The organism is Achromobacter sp. RTa, from assembly GCF_000757485.1.
Classification (GTDB): domain Bacteria; phylum Pseudomonadota; class Gammaproteobacteria; order Burkholderiales; family Burkholderiaceae_B; genus Achromobacter.
Genome location: NZ_JPYO01000001.1, coordinates 79,240 through 96,137, shown reverse-complemented (window position 1 = coordinate 96,137; position 16,898 = coordinate 79,240). Strand labels below are relative to the sequence as shown.

Sequence of the window (16,898 nt, the reverse complement as noted above, 5' to 3'; positions counted from 1 at the left end):
GCTATGGATGACTGCCATGAACACGCTGCCGTATCTGCGCAATTTCGAACTGGGCGGGCAGGTCGCGCTGGTGACCGGCTCGGCGCGCGGGCTGGGTTTCTGCATCGCGCGGGCGCTGGCCGGCTGCGGCGCGCGCGTGCTGATCAACGGCCGCAATGCCGCCGCCGCGCAGGCCGCCGCCGACGCGCTGAAGCGCGACGGCCTGGACGCGCATGCGCTGGCTTTCGACGTCAGCGACGACGCGGCCATGCAGGCGGCGTTCGGCCGCATCGACGCCGAACACGGCCGGCTGGATATCCTGGTGAACAACGTGGGCGCGCGCAACCGCAAGACCCTGCGCGACACCAGCCCCGCCGAGATCCGCGAGCTGATCGACACCGACCTGGTGGCCGGCATGCTGCTGGCCAAGTTTGCCGCCGAGCGCATGATGCGCCAGGGCGGCGGGCGCCTGATCGCCATTACCTCGGTGGTGGGGGCGCTGGCCCGCTCGGGCGACGCAGTCTATCCGGCGGCCAAGCAGGGCCTGACGGGCATGGTGCGCGCGCTGGCCGCGGAATTCGGCGGCCATGGCATCACCAGCAACGCGATCGCGCCGGGCACCTTCGCCACGGAAACCAACGCGGCCATGGTCGCGGACCCGAAATTCGGGCCGCGCATCGCCTCGCGCAACCCGATGGGCCGCTGGGGCGAACCGGAAGAGATCGCCGGCGCGGCCGTGTTCCTGGCCTCGCCAGCGGCCTCGTACGTGAACGGGCACGTGCTGGTGGTGGATGGGGGATTGTCGATCCAGTTCTGAATGGGGGGTGTCAGACACCCGGGTGCGCCGGTTTCAGCCTGAAAGCGTGTCTCGTACGGGTGTCAGACACTGCCGTGTAGGTGTCAGACACTGCTGTGTAGGTGCCAGCCACTGCGGGAGGGGTGTCAGACACTGCTGTGAGGTGCCAGCCCCGGCTTGCGGTAGGTGTCTGACACCCGTACGAGCCGCCCGGTCAGGTTGAAGCAGGCCTACCCGGGTGTCAGACACCAGCCATAACATCAGGTCGTCTCATCCTGGTACCACACGCCTTCGGCCAGCATCATCTTCTGATGTCCGTGCCCGGCGGGCATCATGGGGAAGCAGTTCTCCTGCGCCGCCACCGCCACGTCCAGGAAATAAGGGCCGTCGTGCGCCAGGCATTCGGCCAGCGCCGCGTCCAGCTTTGCCGGATCGTCCACCCGAGCCGCGCCCCAGCCGAAGGCCTTGGCCAGGGCCACGAAGTCCGGCAGCGAGGCGTTGTAGCTGTGGCTGTAGCGCCCGCCATGGATCAGCTCCTGCCACTGCCGCACCATGCCCATGTAGCCGTTGTTGCACAGCACGACCTTCACGGGCGTCTGGTGCTGCATGGCGGTGGACAGTTCCTGGATATTCATCAGCACCGAGGCGTCGCCGCTCACGCAGACCACGGTCTTGTCGGGATGGCCCACCTGCGCGCCGATGGCCGCAGGCACGCCATAGCCCATGGTGCCGGCGCCGCCCGAGGTCAACCACCGGTTGGGCGCGTCGAAGCGGAGGTATTGCGCCGCCCACATCTGGTGCTGGCCCACGTCGGTCGAGACGATGGCGTCGCGGCCTTCCAGCGCCGCGTTCAGGCGCGACATCAGATGCTGGGGCAGGATGGCGTCGGCCGCGGGTGTGTAGCCCAGGCAATCCTGGGCGCGCCAGGCGCCGATGCGGGACCACCACGGCGCCAGCCGGGCGGCGTCCAGGGGCTCGTCGCCCAGCTCCGCGCGCAGCGCGCGGACCAGCGGCAGGCAGTCGCCCACCAACGCGACGTCCACCCGCACCACCTTGTTGATCGAGGCGGGATCGATATCGATATGGATCTTGCGCGCGTGCGGGCAGAATTCCGACAGCTTGCCCGTGATGCGGTCGTCGAAGCGGGCGCCGATGCAGACCACGAGATCGGCGTTGTGCATGGCCAGGTTGGCTTCGACCGTGCCATGCATGCCCAGCATGCCCACGAACTGGGGGTCCGACGCCGGGAAGGCGCCCAGGCCCATCAGGGTCAGGGTGCAGGGCGCGCCGGCATGGCGCACCAGGTCGGTGAAGGCCTCGCAGGCCTCGGGGCCCGCATTCACCAGTCCGCCGCCGCCGTAGAAGATGGGCCGCTTGGCCTGGGCGATCAGGCCGGCGGCGCGGCGCACGGCCGACTGCGGCAGCTTGGGCGCCAGCTTGCTGGCCTGGCGCCGCGCGCGCAGCGCCGCCAGCTTTTGTTGCGAGGGCACGACCGGGACGCCGTCGTCCGCGTCTTGCGGCACGGCCAGCTGCACGTCCTTGGGAAAATCCACCAGCACCGGGCCGGGGCGGCCCTGGCGCGTCAGTTCGAACGCCCGGCCCACCACGCCGGCTACGTCGTCCACCGCCCGGATCTGGGTATTCCACTTGGTCACCGAGCGCGAGATGCCGATGGCGTCGCATTCCTGGAAGGCGTCGGTGCCGATGGCGGCCGTGGTGACCTGGCCGCTGATGCACAGCACCGGGATCGAGTCGCACATGGCGTCCAGCAGCCCCGAAGTGGTGTTGGCCATGCCGGGGCCCGAGGTGACGAAGACCACGCCCGTGCGCCCCGTGCTGCGGGCATAGCCCTCGGCCGCGTGGACCGCGGCCTGCTCGTGGCGCACCAGCACGTGCCGCAGGCGGGGCTCGGCATAGAGCGCGTCGTACAGGGGCAGGACCGCGCCCCCGGGGTAGCCGAACACCGTATCCACGCCGTAGGCGATCAAGGTATCGAGCAGAATTTTCGCCCCGTTGTCGGCGGGGCGATCAGAGGCGGCAAGCGCGGCGGCGGCGGTGGGGTGCAGGCGATCGTTCATGCTATCTATCTTATTCGTAGATCGGAAGAATATTTATCTTCTTTTCCACAAATAACCGGCATTCGCAGTAAATTTATCTTTGATATGGAGGAATCAAAGAAAATGAACCTGGACAAGTTTGACCTCGCCATTCTGAAGGTGCTGCAGGAGAACGCCCGCGCCAGCCTGAACGACATCGGCGCGGCCGTGGGGCTGTCGTCCACGCCTTGCTGGAACCGCATCAAGCGCATGGAGAGCGCCGGGGTGATCCGCGGCTACACCGTGGACATCGATCCGGCCAGCCTGGGCTTCATGGACACGGTGATCGTCCACGTCACCCTGGAAAGCCATAGCGAGGAAACCTTGTACGAGTTCGGCCGGGCGCTGGCGCAGATTCCTGAGGTGCTCGAAGCGTTCCTGGTTTCGGGCGACTATGACTACTACATCCGCATCGCGGTGCGCGACACGCGGGACTACGAACGCCTGCTGCGCGAGCAGCTCTACCGGATTCCGGGAATCCGGCACAGCAAGTCGTGCTTCGTGCTGCGCCGGCTGAAGGAAACCCAGCTGCCCCTGACCGGCCTGGCGGGCTGACGGCGAGCGTCCGGACGGAACCCCCGCAAGACAAAGCAGGCGCTGTGCTGAAGGACACGGACGAAAGATCCTGGGAATTCGGCCGGAGACGGGGCGGCGCACGCCATACGCCTGTCATTCTGTAAAACGGCCGCCGATATAATCCTGTTTCGTCTCACCGCCACCGCCACTGCCCAATGACCACCGAAGACACCCCGATCAAGCCCTGGCACGTCGTCCGCCGCTCCAAGCTGCATGGCAATGGCGTCTTCGCCACGCGCAAGATCCCGGCGGGCACTCGCATCATCGAGTACGGCGGCAAGCGCATCAGCGCCAAGGAAGCCGACCGCCGCCACCCGACCAATCCGGACGATCCCTTCCACACCTTCTTCTTCGCGCTCAGCTCCGGCCGCGTGATCGACGGCGGCGACGAAGGCAACGACGCCCGCTGGATCAATCACTCGTGCGAACCCAATTGCGAGGCTCAGGAAGGCAAGCACGGCAAGCGCGTCTACATCGTCGCGCTGCAGGACATCCCGCGCGGCACCGAGCTGTCCTACGACTACGGCCTGGTGCTGGACGGCCGCATCACCAAGAAGCTCAAGGAAGGCTACCGCTGCCTCTGCGGCACGCCGCCCTGCCGCGGCACGATGCTGGCGCTGCCCGAGAAAAAGAAGAAATCCGCCAAGCCGGAAACCGCCGACGCCGCGTCCTGAACGCGAGGCTATCCGTCCCCACGCATGCCAAGACCCCGGCCGCGGCGCGCGTATTCGGCGCTCCGCGCCGGACAGGCGTACAATCGACCAAGTCGTTAACACGACATGCAGTACGTCTTCAGGGCGGGGTGAAACTCCCCACCGGCGGTATGCCATGCAATGTGGCGAGCCCGCGAGCGCCCGGTCTTCCTTGCGGAAGCCGGGGTCAGCAGATCTGGTGAGATGCCAGGGCCGACGGTCATAGTCCGGATGAGAGAAGATGTGCCGGCACAAATCCGCTCGTCCTGGCGCGCCCGCGTCCGGGCAACGGTATTGCGTTCGGCTGTCGAGTAGCCCTGGAACGTTTTTCGCCCCTTTAACTTGCGAGAGCGTTTCCAATGTCCAACGTTACCCTTACCCCGCAGTCCCCCATCCCCAGCCTGGCTTCCCAGCCGTTCTCCGTCCGCCTGCAGCGCGCCCTGCATCAGCTGCGCCTGGGCCGGCCCGTCATTCTCATGGACGACTTCGACCGCGAGAACGAGGCCGACCTGATCGTGGCCGCCGACAAGCTGACCGTGCCCGTCATGGCCCAGCTGATCCGCGACGGCAGCGGCATCGTCTGCCTGTGCCTGCCCGGCGAAACCCTGGACCGCCTGGGGCTTGCCCCCATGGTCCAGCGCAACCAGAGCCGCTACGCCACCGCCTTCACCGTCTCCATCGAAGCCCGCGAAGGCGTAAGCACCGGCGTATCGGCCGTGGACCGCGTCACCACGATCCGCGCCGCCGTCTCGCCGTCGGCGCAAAGCGACGACATCGTCAGCCCGGGGCACGTATTCCCGCTGCGCGCCCAGCCCGGCGGCGTGCTGACCCGCCGCGGCCACACGGAAGGCTCCGTGGACCTGGCGGTGCTGGCAGGCCTGCGCCCCGCGGGCGTGCTGTGCGAATTGATGAACGCCGACGGCACGATGATGCGCGGCGCGGCGCTGGAACGCTATGCCGCCCTGCACGGCCTTGTCGCGCTGACCATCGCCGAGCTGGCCGACCACCTGCAGCAACTGAAGGACGGCCGGGCCGAGGCCATCGACGACGAAGTGCTGGAGATGGCCGCAACGGTCTGATCCTTGCGCAGGCGGCGCCGGTTCCGGCGCCGCCCAAGCCTTCAGCGCCGTCCCTTGAGCGCCATGGCCACGACCATCGCCGCCAGCGCGCACGCGCCGCCCATCGCATACACCGCGCCGTAGCCCTGCGCCCCGGCCAGCCAGCCGGCCGCGGGGCTGCTCAGTCCCAGGGCGATGTCCAGGAAGGCCACATACGCGCCCATGGCCGTGCCGCGGCTTGCCGCGGGCACGCGGCGCACCGCCTCCACGCCGAAGGCCGGAAACGCCAGCGAGTAGCCCGCGCCCGTCAGCAACGCCCCGACATAGGCCCAGGCCGGCGTGGAACCGGTCCAGATCAGCCACTGTCCCGCCGCTTCTATCAGCACGCAGACCAGCGCCACGCGCGCGCCGCCCAGCTTGTCCGGCAGGCCGGCAAAGAACACGCGGGCCAGGATGAAGCCCGCTCCGAATGCGGTGAACATCCACGCGGCGCCGTCCCAGCCCCGCTGCGAGAACAACAGGCTCACGAAGGCCGTGATCACGCCGAAGCCGACGCTGCACAGCGCCAGGCCCAGGCCCGGCGTCAACACCAGCCCCAGCACCTTGTAGAAGGGCGTGCGCGCGCCGCCCGCGGCGCGCACCCCGCGCAGCGGCAGGACCAGCGCCAACGCCGCCAGCGGAATCAGCGCCGTGGCCCAGGCAATGCCCGCGAAGCCGGCAGCGCCGTAGAGCCGCATGCCGGCCGGCGCCCCCAGCGCGTAGGCGGCGTAGATGGCCAAGCCCACCCAGGCCATCACGCGGCCCGCGTTCTGCGGCCCCACGCGGCCCACGCCCCAGCTCAAGGCGCCGGTGACGATAAGGCTCTCCGCGCAGCCCATCAGCGCGCGCCCGGCAAGCAGGGCGGCCAGCGCCGCCTGCGGCCTAGCCGACAGGTCGTCGGCCAGCAGATAGAACAGGCCCGCGACGGAGCCCAGCGCGAAGCCGCCCACCACCGCGCGCTTGGCGCCGCGGCGGTCGGCCACGGATCCCGCATAGGCGCGAGACAGCAGCGCGGCGGCGAACTGCAGGCCCGCCACCACGCCGACGACCAGCGCGCCCAGGGCAAGCGTGCCGTCCACGTACAGCGGCAGCACCGGCATGGGCAGGCCGATCATGAAAAAGCCGACGAACACCGCCAATGCCAGCGGCAGGATTTGCGCGAAAACGGAACGCGCGGGTCCGTGGGCCGAGGGCATGGCCCCGGCCGCAGAGAGATTCGACATGGATATTCCTTGAACAGGTGATTGCGTCCCGCCGCCATCGCGCGAACACCGTCGATGGCATAATCCGCCCATGCGGGGCGGTCTTCGGGATCGCCTGACTGAAATTTTATGAGCCATTGCTCATGTTCGATACTCGCCTTTCATCCCGTCCATGACCGCCATCCCACAGCCCCGGAAATCGCCACGCCAGCTCAGGTCCCAGCACACCGTAGAAACAATTCTGCAAGCCACGGCTCGCGTTTTGGCCGCGCACGGCTATGCCGGCACCAACACCAACCTGATCGCCGAAACCGCCGGCGTCAGCGTGGGTTCGCTGTACCAGTACTTTCCCAACAAGAACGCACTGATCGCGGCGCTGCATGACCGCCACGACAACCAGATGCTGGACGTGATCGACGGGGTCCTGGACAGCAATCCCGCCGCCACGCTGCGCGAGCGCGTCGCCGCCATCGTGCAGGCCATGCTGCATGCGCATCTGCTGGAGCCCGCGCTGCACCGCGTGCTGGAAAGGGAATTTCCGCTGTTCGACCAGCCGCATGAGCACAGCCGCGCCGACCAGGACATCCATCGCCGCATGCGCCACCTGCTGGAATTCCATCGCGACGAGATCGCGCAGCAGGACCGCGACCTGGCGACCTACGTGGTGCTGCGCATTATGGAATCGCTGGTGCATGCCGCCGCGCTGGAGCCGCCCGCCGGCTTCTCGCCGGAGCAGCTCGAACACGCTGTGGTCGACGCCGTGATGGGATACCTGGACACGTCGCCCTCGCCGGCCCGGCCGGCGCCGCGCAAGGCGGCGAAGAAAACCGCGCGGCGCTAGCGCGCCTCGGCCATGCGGGCCAGGCAGTCGGCAGCGCCGCCTGTGACGATGCGGGCGCTGCACGCCAGCATCAGGTTCAGGCTCAAGCCGAAGTCCTCTACTGTGTAGCCCTCGGCATCCACCATGCGCGCTACGCCATCGTCGGCCGCCGCGCCAACGGCCACCTGATCGATCAACGATCCGCCCTGCCGGGTATAGCCCCAAACGGGTTTTCCACAGGCGATGGCGTAGCCGACCTCGAAGGCGGTTCCCGAATCGGGCTCCGCGCCACGGAACGGGTTCAGGTTGGCCATCACCATGTCGGCGCGCCGGATCAGGGCGACATTCTCGCGATAGATCCATTGCGCCAGCGCCGGGCCGGACAGGTCCTGCGGCGCCTCGTTGTCCAGGGGAAACAGGCCTTCGAACCCATAGGTGGCGCAAAGCGCCTTCAAACGCCTGCCGTGCGCCTGGGCATCGGGCAGGAATACGTCGAAACCGGCGAGATACACGCTGCGCATGGGGCTACTCCGGATCGGAAACGTTGAAGGCTTCGCCCGTGGCGAAGAAGGAGCCGCCCGCCAGGTAATGGACCGAGCGGCGCTCGTCGTCCGGAAAGTGCCAGCGGTTCCCCGAAAACACTTCCGGCGCGGCCCATGCGGCCACGACTTCGCCGATGAAGAGATCGTAGGCCTGCTGGTTGTGCGGCTCGGGCACGACGCGGCATTCCAGCCAGCCCAGGCAGCCGCTGACCAGCGGCGCGCCGATCTTGCTGGCCGGAAACGTCGCCAGGCCGCTGGCGGCGAACTTGTCCTCGTCGCGCCCGGAATTCGACCCCACCCTCAACGTGGCCCGTGCCTGCGCGCGCGAGGGTATGCACAGCGCAAATTCGCCCGACGCTTCGATCAGTTCGCGCGTATAGGTGTTCTTGTCCACCACCACCAGCATCTTGGGCGGGCTGAAGTCCAGCGGCATGGCCCAGGCGGCGGCCATGACGTTGCGGGCCTCGCCATGCGCGCTGGTCACCAGCACGGTGGGGCCGTGGTTGAGCAACAGATAGGCGCGAGGCAGCTCGACGGGCTCGATGCGGGACATGGATCCGCTTCCTTGGAGGATGAACAGGGCCTAGAACATGCCGTTCTTGTTGGCCGGGTTTTCTGGAATCTCCTGGCTCACGTCCCAATGCTCGACGATCTTGCCGTTTTCCACCCTGAAGATATCCACCACGGCCTGTCCGCGGTCTTCCGGGGAATCTCGCCACAGGTTGTGGATCATCACCAGGTCGCCCTCGGCGATCACCCGCTTGATCTCGACGATGGACTGCGGATGCTGTTCGAAGTAGGCGGGAAAGAAGTCCACCATGGGCTCGACGCCGTCCTGCATGTACGGATTGTGCTGCGTGTAGCGCGGGCCGACGTACAGGCGCACGGCTTCGTCGATATTGCGGTCCTGGAACATCATGCGGAAGAACGCCACCACGATGTCCTTGTTGGACTGGGGCGCGGCCGCGCGGGCCGGCGCGATCGCCAGGGTGGCGGCGGCGACCAGCATACAGAGGGCCAGAGATTTGAACTTCATACGCATACAGGACAACTCAGGTCGTGACGCCGGGTTGGCGCGGTTTGCCAGTTTACAAATAAATACGCGGATACCGTGGCCTTTCCCCCAATGAGAAAAGGGGCCCGCGACGGGCCCCCGTTTCCGTCCGCCCGCGGGCGGCGCGCCGGCGCTCAGTAACCGACGGTGTAGCGGCGGCGCGAGTGCTTGGGCGTTTCCAGCTCGTCGACCAGCGCAATGGCGTAGTCTTCCATGGAGATCCAGCTCTTGCCCTCGTCGTCTGCCAGCAGGCTATCGTCGCCCACGCGGAACTTGCCGGTGCGCTCGCCCGGCTCGAACAGCGCGGCAGGCGACAGGAACGTCCAGTTCAGCACTTTTTCCTGGCGCAGCACATCCAGGAACACCACGCCCGCGCGCGCCTCGGGCTTGTAGGCGTCGGGGAACTCGGGGGTGTCGATCAGCATCTTGCCGGGCGCAACCAGCAGGCTGCCCGCGCCCCCCACCACCACCAGGCGCGGCACGCCGGCATCCTTCACGGCATGAAGCAGCGGCTTGGCGTCGGAAGAAACGAAGCGCGATGCGCTGATCACGGCGTCATGGCCGGCCAGGATCGAAGTCAGCGCCTCCGGGTCGGTGGCGTCGCCCTGCTTGATGGTCAGGCCGGGCTGGGGGTTCACGTCGGACAGGTTACGGGCGATACCCGTGACCTGGTGGCCGCGCTTGAGTAGCTCGTCCGCCACGCGTGAACCCACGCGGCCGGTAATTCCGATCAATGCGACTTTCATGGTCTTGCTCCTTGGAAAGGGAAGCCGGGTAGGCCGCCGCACCATGCGGCGCTGCATATCCGGCTCAGGCAAAGCCATACTATTCGCTCAAATTCGAACAAAAAACCCGTAAAAGCGGAAGAGTTTTTTGCATTCCATGCACCAATTCCATGGAACCGCGAAGGCCGGGAGAGCGAACCGGCCGGCCAGGACCGCCATGTCAGTTTGCGCTCCGCGGCCCCGCTTGAACAGGGGGCCGCGAAGCCGTGGCGGGCCCGGGCGCTCAGCCCGCGGCGCGCTGGGCCTGATAGACCTGCAGATGCGTGTAGGCCGTGCGCAGATAGGTCGCATCCACGCCCAGCGTCCGGGCGCGGCGGAGCATGTCGCCCACGATGTGATCGGCTTCGACCGGCAGGCCCTGGCTCAGGTCCCGGAACATGGAGGCGGTCATGGGCTGCGAAGGGTCGGTCAGTATCTTGCGCGCCGAGGCGTCGGCCTCGGGCCGGACCGCATGGCCGGAGGCGGCGGCCACGGCCTGCGATTCCTGCAGCAGCGTGCCCAGGATGTCGAGGCCGTCGTCGGTGGAGGCGATCTGCCCGACGGAGCCGCGCATCAGGCAGGTGGCGGCCGCCAGGGTCGTCAGGAACACATACTTTTCCCAGATGTCCTGGTAGATCTCCCCGCTCAGGCGGCAGGAATATTCGCCCCCGGCCAACGCCTGCTCCAGCGCCTCGCAACGCGCGCTGCGCGCCGGGCCCGCGCGTTCGCCAAAGACGATGCTGGCGTGCTTGCCCAGGTGGACCACCTGGCCCTCGGGGCCGAGCGTCGCGTTGATCTGGCATAGGCCGCCCAGCACGCGGTGGGGTTCGAACTCGCGGTCCAGCACGTCGTACTGCAGCACGCCGTTCATGATGGGCAGCACGGCCGTGTCGGGGCCGACCGCGGGGCGGATCGCCTCGATCGCGCTGGGCAAGTCGTACGCCTTGCAGCTGAGCACCACCACGTCGTAGCTGCCTTGCAGCGTCTCTTGCGTGACCAGCTGCGGATGCAGCGTGGCGTCGCCCAGGGGGCTCTGGATGCGCAAGCCATGCTCGCGGAGTCGGGCCGCGCGCGACTCGCGCACCAGGAATGTCACGTCCGCGCCCGCCTGGGCGGCGCGCCCTCCGAAATACCCGCCGGTGCCGCCAGCGCCCAAGAACAACAACCGCATGTCTCTCTCCTGTCGTGGCCCTTCGCCAATGCCGCGGGCCGATGGCGGAATTATGCGCCTTGCGCGGGCGCGGCGCGCTTGTGTTCGGCCCAGGCCTCGTATCCGCCGCGCAGGGCCCAGGTATTGGGATAGCCCGCGGCGCGCAGCCGCGAAGCCAGCAGCGCGGCCGATACCTCGTTGGGGCAGGCGCAATAGACGACGATGTCGGACTCCAGCGCATTGGGGTCCAGTTCGGGCAGCGGCGCCTTCAGGTCCACCGCGATCGCCCCAGGGATCCGCTGCTCGTCTCGCACCGCCTCCGGCCGCACGTCGAACACGAGGGGGCTGCGGCCATCCTGCCGCCATTGCATCAATTCGTCCACCGACAGGCGCGGAATGACGCGCAGGCTGCGCAGCAGGATCCTGCGCCGCAGGAAGCGCGCCAGGATGTACAGCGCCAGCACCGCCGCCAGCACGCCCAGGCCCATCGCGCCATAGGTGCCCAGGATCTCCAGGACGTCGTTCACGACGTTGTGGAACAGGCCGCCCAGTAACAGCGCGGAGCCGACCCAGATAAGGGAGCCCACCAGGTCGTAGAGCAGGAACCGGCGATAGGCCGTGCCCGTCAGCCCCGCCATGACCGTGGACAGCGCTCCCGCGCCCGGGAGGAATTTGCAGACCAGCAGCGCCCGCACGCCGATGCGCAGGTACAGGCGCTGCGTCTGGCGGATGCAGGAGTCCTGCGACAGCGACATCTTGCAGATCACGCCCAGCAGGCGCGACCCGTAGCGCCGGCCGGCCACGTACCAAAGGGTGTCGGCCAGCAGGCAGGCGGCCGTGGCCGCCAGCCAGGGCACCGCCCAGCCGCCCGCGCCGCCCAGGGCGCCCGCGGCGATCAGCATGGGATAGGCGGGCACCGGCAAGCCCGCCTGCTCGACCAGCACGTTGGCGAACACCAGCCACCCGCCGTACTGTTCGAGCAGCAATTGAATATCTTGCATGGAGTCTTCCAGCTCGCCGCGCCGCGCGCGGCTCATCTCCGGATTTTAGGCTTGCGGGGCCGCTGCGGATCGCGCGCGGCGGCGCAACAGCCCGTTCCAGCGCCTCCCTGTCCACCCCCTGAAACGGCGCGCACCACATCGGTGCCGCGATTCCCCGCCAGGGTGCCTATAATCCTGCCCGGCCATCAGGTTTCCCCGACTTGCCGCGGAGATGCCCCATGGCATACAACTTGCTTCGCCTGGACTGGCCGCGAACCCGCCCCTTCGGATGGGACGCGCCACCCGGCGCTCCCGCCCAATGACCGATCCCGCGCCCTCGCCTTCGTCCGCTCGCCCCGGCATGCCCGCCGGCGACCGCCATTCCGCGGCGCGCCCGCAACACCTCCCGATCCCTTTCCTTCCCCGCGTAGGAGTCACCTGCATGAAAGCCCTGTTCCCCCTGTCCGGCGCCATTGCCCGCCGCGGCCTGCTCAAACTGGCTGCCGCCGCGGCCGGCGCGCTGCTCTTCACCGGCGCCGCCCAAGCCCAGGCGCCCGCCAAGACCAAGGTCGCCGCCATCTACACCGTGCCGGTCGAGCAGCAATGGGTATCGCGCATCCACAAGGCGCTGACGGCCGCCCGCGATCGCGGCGAGATCGAATACACGTTTTCGGAAAACGTCACCAACGCCGACTATGAGCGCGTGATGCGCCAGTACGCCGAACAGGGCAACAAGCTGGTGGTGGGCGAGGCCTTCGCGGTGGAAGCCGCCGCCCGCAAGGTGGCCAAGGACTACCCCGAGACCGCCTTCCTGATGGGTTCTTCCGGCAAGCCGCAGAAGCCCAACTTCTCGGTGTTCGACAACTACATCCAGGAACCCGCCTACCTGACCGGCATGATCGCCGGCGGCGTCAGCAAGACCGGCAAGATCGGCCTGGTGGGCGGCTACCCCATCCCCGAAGTGAACCGCCTGATGCAGGCCTTCATCGAAGGCGCCAAGGAAGTGAACCCGCAGGCCGAGTTCACCGTCACCTTCATCGGCTCGTGGTTCGATCCCCCGAAGGCCAAGGAAGCCGCCTTCGCCATGATCGACAAGGGCGCGGACGTGCTCTACGCCGAGCGCTTCGGGGTGTCGGACGCCGCCAAGGAACGCGGCAAGCTGGCCGTCGGCAACGTGATCGACACGCAGCCTCAATATCCGGAAACCGTCGTCGCCTCGGCCCTGTGGAGCATGGAGCCCACCATCGACGAAGCGCTCAAGCAGGTCAAGGCCGGCACCTTCAAGGCCGACGACTACGGCCAATACTCGCTGATGAAGCACAAGGGTTCGTCGCTGGCGCCCCTGGGCACCTTCGAGAGCAAGATCCCGGCGGAGCTGATCGCCCGCGTCCAGGCCAAGCAGAAAGCCATCCTGGACGGCAGCTTCAGCGTGAAGGTCAACGACAAAGAACCCAAGTCCTCGGCACGATGAACCAAGCGCCGCTTGCCCTGCGACTGACGGGGATCACCAAACGCTTCGGCAGCCTGACGGCCAACGACGACATCTCGCTTACCCTGCGCCAGGGCGAAGTGCTGGCCTTGCTGGGCGAGAACGGCGCGGGCAAATCGACCCTGGTGTCCATCCTGTTCGGCCACTATGTGGCCGACGCCGGCGGCATCGAGGTTTTCGGCAAGCCCCTGCCTCCCGGCCGGCCCGACGCCGCGCTGGCGGCCGGCGTGGGCATGGTGCACCAGCATTTCACTCTGGCCGACAACCTCACGGTGCTGGACAACATCATGGTCGGCACGGAATCGCTGTGGAAGCTGGCGTCCGGCCGCGGCAAGGCGCGCAAGCGCCTGGTGGAGCTGGGGCAGCGCTTCGGCCTGGGCGTGGACCCGGACGCCCGGGTCGGCACGCTGTCCGTCGGCGAAAAGCAGCGGGTCGAGATCCTGAAGGCGCTGTACCGCGGCGCCCGCGTGCTGATCCTGGACGAGCCCACCGCCGTGCTCACGCCGCAGGAAGTGCAGGACCTGTTCGCCACCCTGCGCGGCTTCGTGGACGAAGGCCTGGCCGTGATCTTCATTTCGCACAAGCTGGACGAAGTGATGGCCGTGTCGCGCCGCGTGGCCGTGCTGCGCCAGGGCAGGCTGGTGGCCGAACGCGACACCGCCGGCACCACGCCCGCCGAACTGGCGGAACTGATGGTGGGCCGCAAGGTCGTCATGCCGCATGCCGAGGCGGTGGCGGCGGCCGAACAGGCCGCGCCCGTAGTGGCACTGTCCCAGGTCTCCGTGCGCGACGGCCGCGACGGCGCATTGCGGCTGGACGGCCTGGACCTGGTGGTCCACAAACATGAAATCGTCGCGATCGCGGGCGTGGCCGGCAACGGCCAGCAGGCGCTGGTCTCCGTGCTGACCGGCCTGCGCCAGCCGTCCGACGGCACGATACGACTCGGCCCCGAGCACGCGGCCGCGCCCACGACGCCGGCCGGCTGGACGGCCGCGCGTGTCGGCCGCATCCCCGAAGACCGCCACGGCGAAGGCATGATCGGCGACAGCCCCCTGTGGGAGAACGCCATCGTCGAAGACCTCAAGGACAAGCGCTTCGCGCGCTACGGCCTGATCCGGGCGCGCGCGGGCAAGGCCTATGCGGCCTCGCTGGCCAGGCAGTTCGACGTGCGCGCGGCCTCGCTGGACGTGCGCACCCGCAGCCTGTCCGGCGGCAACATGCAGAAGCTGATCCTGGGCCGCACGCTGGCGCGCGAGCCGCGCTTCATCGTGGCCGACCAGCCCACCTGGGGCCTGGACATCGGCGCGGTGGCCTACGTGCGCGAGCAGCTCCTGGCGGCCCGCAAGCGCGGCGCCGGCGTGCTGCTGGTGTCCGAGGACCTGGAAGAGATCTTCGCGCTGGCCGATCGCATCGCCGTGCTGTGCGGCGGCAAGCTGGTCGCCGTCAAACCGGTGGCCGACTGGACGCCCGCCACGGTGGGCCTGGCCATGACGGGCACCCGCGCCTGACGGACCGTCGGCGCCCCTATATTGAGCATCTTTCGCATGAAACTGATCCTGGAACGCCGCCCCGAGCCCAGCCGGTTGGCGCTGGCCTTGGCCCCCATCGCGGCCATCCTCTTTACGCTGGCGGTCTGCACGCTGCTGGTGGCCTGGGCCGGCGCGCCGGTGGGCCGCACCTACGCGCTGCTGTTCGAAGGCGCGTTCGGCTCGCGCTTCGCCCTGTCCGAAACGCTCACCCGCGCCACCCCGCTGATGCTGACGGGCCTGGCCTGCGCCGTGGCGTTCCGCGCCCGCTTCTACAACATCGGCGCCGAAGGCCAGCTGTACCTGGGCGCGCTGGCAGCGGTCGCCGTGGGCGGCCTGCACGACGGCACGGGCTTCGACCTGCCGCTGCCCGCGCTGTTTGCCGGCATGATGCTGGCCGCCGCGCTCGCGGGCGCCGTGCTGCTGCTCATCCCCGCGCTGCTGAAGACCCGCCTGGGCGTGGACGAGGTCGTCACCACGCTGCTCGGCAATTTCATCGTGCTGCTGTTCGTCTCCATGATGCTGGACGGCCCCATGAAAGACCCGATGGCCATGGGCTGGCCGCAATCCGTGGCGCTCAATGGCGACCTGGAACTGGGCAAGCTGATCGAGCGCACGCGCGCCCACACCGGCCTGCTGTGGGCCGCCGGGCTGGCGGTAGGCCTGTGGCTCTTGAACCGCTACACCGTGTTCGGCTTCCAGATGCGCGCGGTCGGCGCCAATGCCCATGCGTCGCGCTTCCTGGGGCTGCCCGTGAGCCGCGTCATGCTGGGCACCGCCATGCTGTCGGGCGCGCTGGCCGGGCTGGCGGGCGCGATCGAAGTGGCGGGCCGCACCGGCTACGTCACGCTCGACATGTCGCCGGGCTATGGCTACACGGGCGTGGTGGTCGCCATGCTGGCGGGCCTGCACCCGCTGGGCGTGATCCTGGCCAGCCTCTTCGTCGCCGGCATGCTGGTGGGCGCGGACAGCATGAGCCGCGCCATCTCCGTCCCGAACTACATCGCCGACGTCATCGTCGCCACCTCGTTGCTCGCCATGCTGGTCGCGACGTTATTCGCGCAGTACCGCCTGCGCCGGACCCAGGCCTGAGGAGCGCGCCATGGAATGGATGGATCTGATGAGTTCCCCGGCTTTCTGGGTTGCCGTGCTGCGCCTGGCCACGCCGTTGATTCTCGGCACGCTGGGCGTGCTGCTGTGCGAGCGCGCCGGCGTCCTGAACCTGGGCATCGAGGGCATCATGGTCGCCGGCGCTTTCACGGGCTGGCTGGTGGTGTACCTGGGCGCGCCGCTCTACGTGGGCGTGCTGGCCGCGGCGCTGGCGGGCGCGGTGTTCGGCCTGCTGCACGCGGTGCTGACCGTGCCGCTGGGCCTGTCGCAACACGTGTCCGGCCTGGGCGTCACCCTGCTGGCCACCAGCCTCAGCTACTTCGCGTACCGCGTCACCTTCCCCAGCGTGAACACGCCGCCCACGATCACTCCGTTCACGGAGATGAAGTTCCTGGACGGCATCCCGTTCATCGGGCCGGTGCTGGCGGGCCAGACGCCCATGACCCTGATCGCCCTTGCGGCCGTGCCCATCCTCGCTTGGGTGCTGAACCGCACGCCGGTCGGCCTGGCGATCCGCATGGTGGGCGAGAACCCGGCCGCCGCCGAGGGGCAGGGCCTGTCCGTGACGCGCCTGCGCATGGGCGCCATCGTGGCGGGCTCGGCGCTGATGGGCGTGGCCGGCAGCTTCCTGACCCTGGCGGCGTTCAACGCCTTCTTCTTCAATATGGTCAACGGCCGCGGCTGGGTCTGCGTGGCGCTGGTGGTGTTCGCCTCGTGGCGGCCCGGCAAGGCGCTGCTGGGCGCGCTGATATTCGCCTTCTTCGACGCCCTGCAGCTGCGCCTGCAGCAGGGCGGCGCGGCCCTGCCCGGCCTGCCGGAGCTGCCGTACCAGGTATACCTGATGCTGCCGTACGTCCTTTCCATCCTGGCCTTGGTGGTGATGGCGCGCCGCGCCGCCTACCCGCAGGCCCTGATGAAGCCCTACCGCAAGGGTGAAAGGTAGGCCCCCCCCCCGAAGCGCTGCGCGCTTCCCCCCCAAGGGGGCGTCGCTACGGACCGGCAAAGCCGGCTCCGCGCGACCCGGA

The 16,898-nt window shown here is 68.5% G+C and carries 17 protein-coding genes and 1 riboswitch; of the genes, 9 read left to right on the top strand and 8 right to left on the bottom strand.

The window, feature by feature from the left end; all coding sequences use genetic code 11:
• Positions 1–16 precede the first annotated feature (16 nt).
• Positions 17–796, top strand: coding sequence for an SDR family oxidoreductase (locus JL37_RS00485; protein WP_043541234.1), 780 nt, complete (start codon positions 17–19; stop codon positions 794–796).
• A 239-nt stretch (positions 797–1,035) separates the two neighbouring features.
• On the opposite strand, the gene ilvB is transcribed toward JL37_RS00485, so the two are convergent.
• Positions 1,036–2,862: a biosynthetic-type acetolactate synthase large subunit gene (gene ilvB / locus JL37_RS00480; protein WP_156124176.1), complete on the bottom strand. Its 1,827-nt coding sequence runs from the start codon at positions 2,860–2,862 to the stop codon at positions 1,036–1,038.
• Between the two features lie 93 nt (positions 2,863–2,955).
• Between ilvB and JL37_RS00475 the strand changes: the two genes are divergently transcribed.
• The 3 genes from JL37_RS00475 (at position 2,956) to ribB (ending at position 5,218) form a co-directional block, all read left to right on the top strand.
• Complete coding sequence (locus JL37_RS00475; RefSeq protein ID WP_043541232.1) at positions 2,956–3,426, top strand: Lrp/AsnC family transcriptional regulator; 471 nt, start codon at positions 2,956–2,958, stop codon at positions 3,424–3,426.
• Positions 3,427–3,602: 176 nt separating this feature from the next.
• On the top strand, positions 3,603–4,121 hold the full coding sequence (locus JL37_RS00470; protein ID WP_043541230.1) for an SET domain-containing protein: 519 nt from the start codon (positions 3,603–3,605) through the stop codon (positions 4,119–4,121).
• 110 nt (positions 4,122–4,231) lie between these two features.
• A riboswitch (FMN riboswitch) is annotated at positions 4,232–4,386 on the top strand.
• A gap of 112 nt (positions 4,387–4,498) precedes the next feature.
• Positions 4,499–5,218, top strand: a complete 720-nt coding sequence (gene ribB / locus JL37_RS00465; RefSeq protein ID WP_043541228.1) for a 3,4-dihydroxy-2-butanone-4-phosphate synthase — start codon at positions 4,499–4,501, stop codon at positions 5,216–5,218.
• Positions 5,219–5,259: 41 nt separating this feature from the next.
• On the opposite strand, the gene JL37_RS00460 is transcribed toward ribB, so the two are convergent.
• Positions 5,260–6,459: an arabinose transporter gene (locus JL37_RS00460; RefSeq protein ID WP_043541227.1), complete on the bottom strand. Its 1,200-nt coding sequence runs from the start codon at positions 6,457–6,459 to the stop codon at positions 5,260–5,262.
• Positions 6,460–6,610: 151 nt separating this feature from the next.
• Between JL37_RS00460 and JL37_RS00455 the strand changes: the two genes are divergently transcribed.
• Positions 6,611–7,279, top strand: a complete 669-nt coding sequence (locus tag JL37_RS00455; protein WP_052096703.1) for a TetR/AcrR family transcriptional regulator — start codon at positions 6,611–6,613, stop codon at positions 7,277–7,279.
• Here JL37_RS00455 and JL37_RS00450 read toward each other — a convergent pair.
• The 6 genes from JL37_RS00450 to JL37_RS00425 all read right to left on the bottom strand — a co-directional run bounded on the left by JL37_RS00450 (position 7,276) and on the right by JL37_RS00425 (position 11,769).
• Positions 7,276–7,779: a nucleoside 2-deoxyribosyltransferase gene (locus JL37_RS00450; RefSeq protein ID WP_043541226.1), complete on the bottom strand. Its 504-nt coding sequence runs from the start codon at positions 7,777–7,779 to the stop codon at positions 7,276–7,278. The two genes, JL37_RS00455 and JL37_RS00450, sit on opposite strands and share 4 nt — an antisense overlap.
• A 4-nt stretch (positions 7,780–7,783) precedes the next feature.
• On the bottom strand, positions 7,784–8,353 hold the full coding sequence (locus JL37_RS00445) for a flavin reductase family protein (protein WP_052096701.1): 570 nt from the start codon (positions 8,351–8,353) through the stop codon (positions 7,784–7,786).
• Between the two features lie 30 nt (positions 8,354–8,383).
• Positions 8,384–8,842: a nuclear transport factor 2 family protein gene (locus JL37_RS00440; protein WP_043541223.1), complete on the bottom strand. Its 459-nt coding sequence runs from the start codon at positions 8,840–8,842 to the stop codon at positions 8,384–8,386.
• Between the two features lie 146 nt (positions 8,843–8,988).
• Positions 8,989–9,600, bottom strand: coding sequence for an NAD(P)-dependent oxidoreductase (locus JL37_RS00435; RefSeq protein WP_043541222.1), 612 nt, complete (start codon positions 9,598–9,600; stop codon positions 8,989–8,991).
• A gap of 262 nt (positions 9,601–9,862) precedes the next feature.
• Positions 9,863–10,789, bottom strand: a complete 927-nt coding sequence (gene panE, locus JL37_RS00430; protein ID WP_043541221.1) for a 2-dehydropantoate 2-reductase — start codon at positions 10,787–10,789, stop codon at positions 9,863–9,865.
• A gap of 50 nt (positions 10,790–10,839) precedes the next feature.
• The gene (locus JL37_RS00425; protein WP_043541357.1) at positions 10,840–11,769 is read right to left on the bottom strand and encodes a DedA family protein/thiosulfate sulfurtransferase GlpE; all 930 of its coding nucleotides are present in this window, start codon (positions 11,767–11,769) and stop codon (positions 10,840–10,842) included.
• A gap of 421 nt (positions 11,770–12,190) precedes the next feature.
• Here JL37_RS00425 and JL37_RS00420 point away from each other — a divergent pair, with 421 nt between their 5' ends.
• The 4 genes from JL37_RS00420 to JL37_RS00405 are packed head-to-tail and all read left to right on the top strand — an operon-like array spanning position 12,191 to position 16,816.
• On the top strand, positions 12,191–13,219 hold the full coding sequence (locus JL37_RS00420) for a BMP family protein (RefSeq protein ID WP_043541220.1): 1,029 nt from the start codon (positions 12,191–12,193) through the stop codon (positions 13,217–13,219).
• Complete coding sequence (locus JL37_RS00415) at positions 13,216–14,745, top strand: ABC transporter ATP-binding protein (RefSeq protein ID WP_043541219.1); 1,530 nt, start codon at positions 13,216–13,218, stop codon at positions 14,743–14,745. The genes JL37_RS00420 and JL37_RS00415 overlap by 4 nt, the downstream gene beginning before the upstream one ends.
• Positions 14,746–14,781: 36 nt before the next feature.
• Positions 14,782–15,855, top strand: a complete 1,074-nt coding sequence (locus JL37_RS00410) for an ABC transporter permease (protein WP_043541218.1) — start codon at positions 14,782–14,784, stop codon at positions 15,853–15,855.
• A 10-nt stretch (positions 15,856–15,865) separates the two neighbouring features.
• Entirely contained in the window at positions 15,866–16,816 is a 951-nt protein-coding gene (locus JL37_RS00405) for an ABC transporter permease (protein ID WP_043541217.1), read from the top strand.
• The last annotated feature ends 82 nt before the right edge of the window (positions 16,817–16,898 follow it).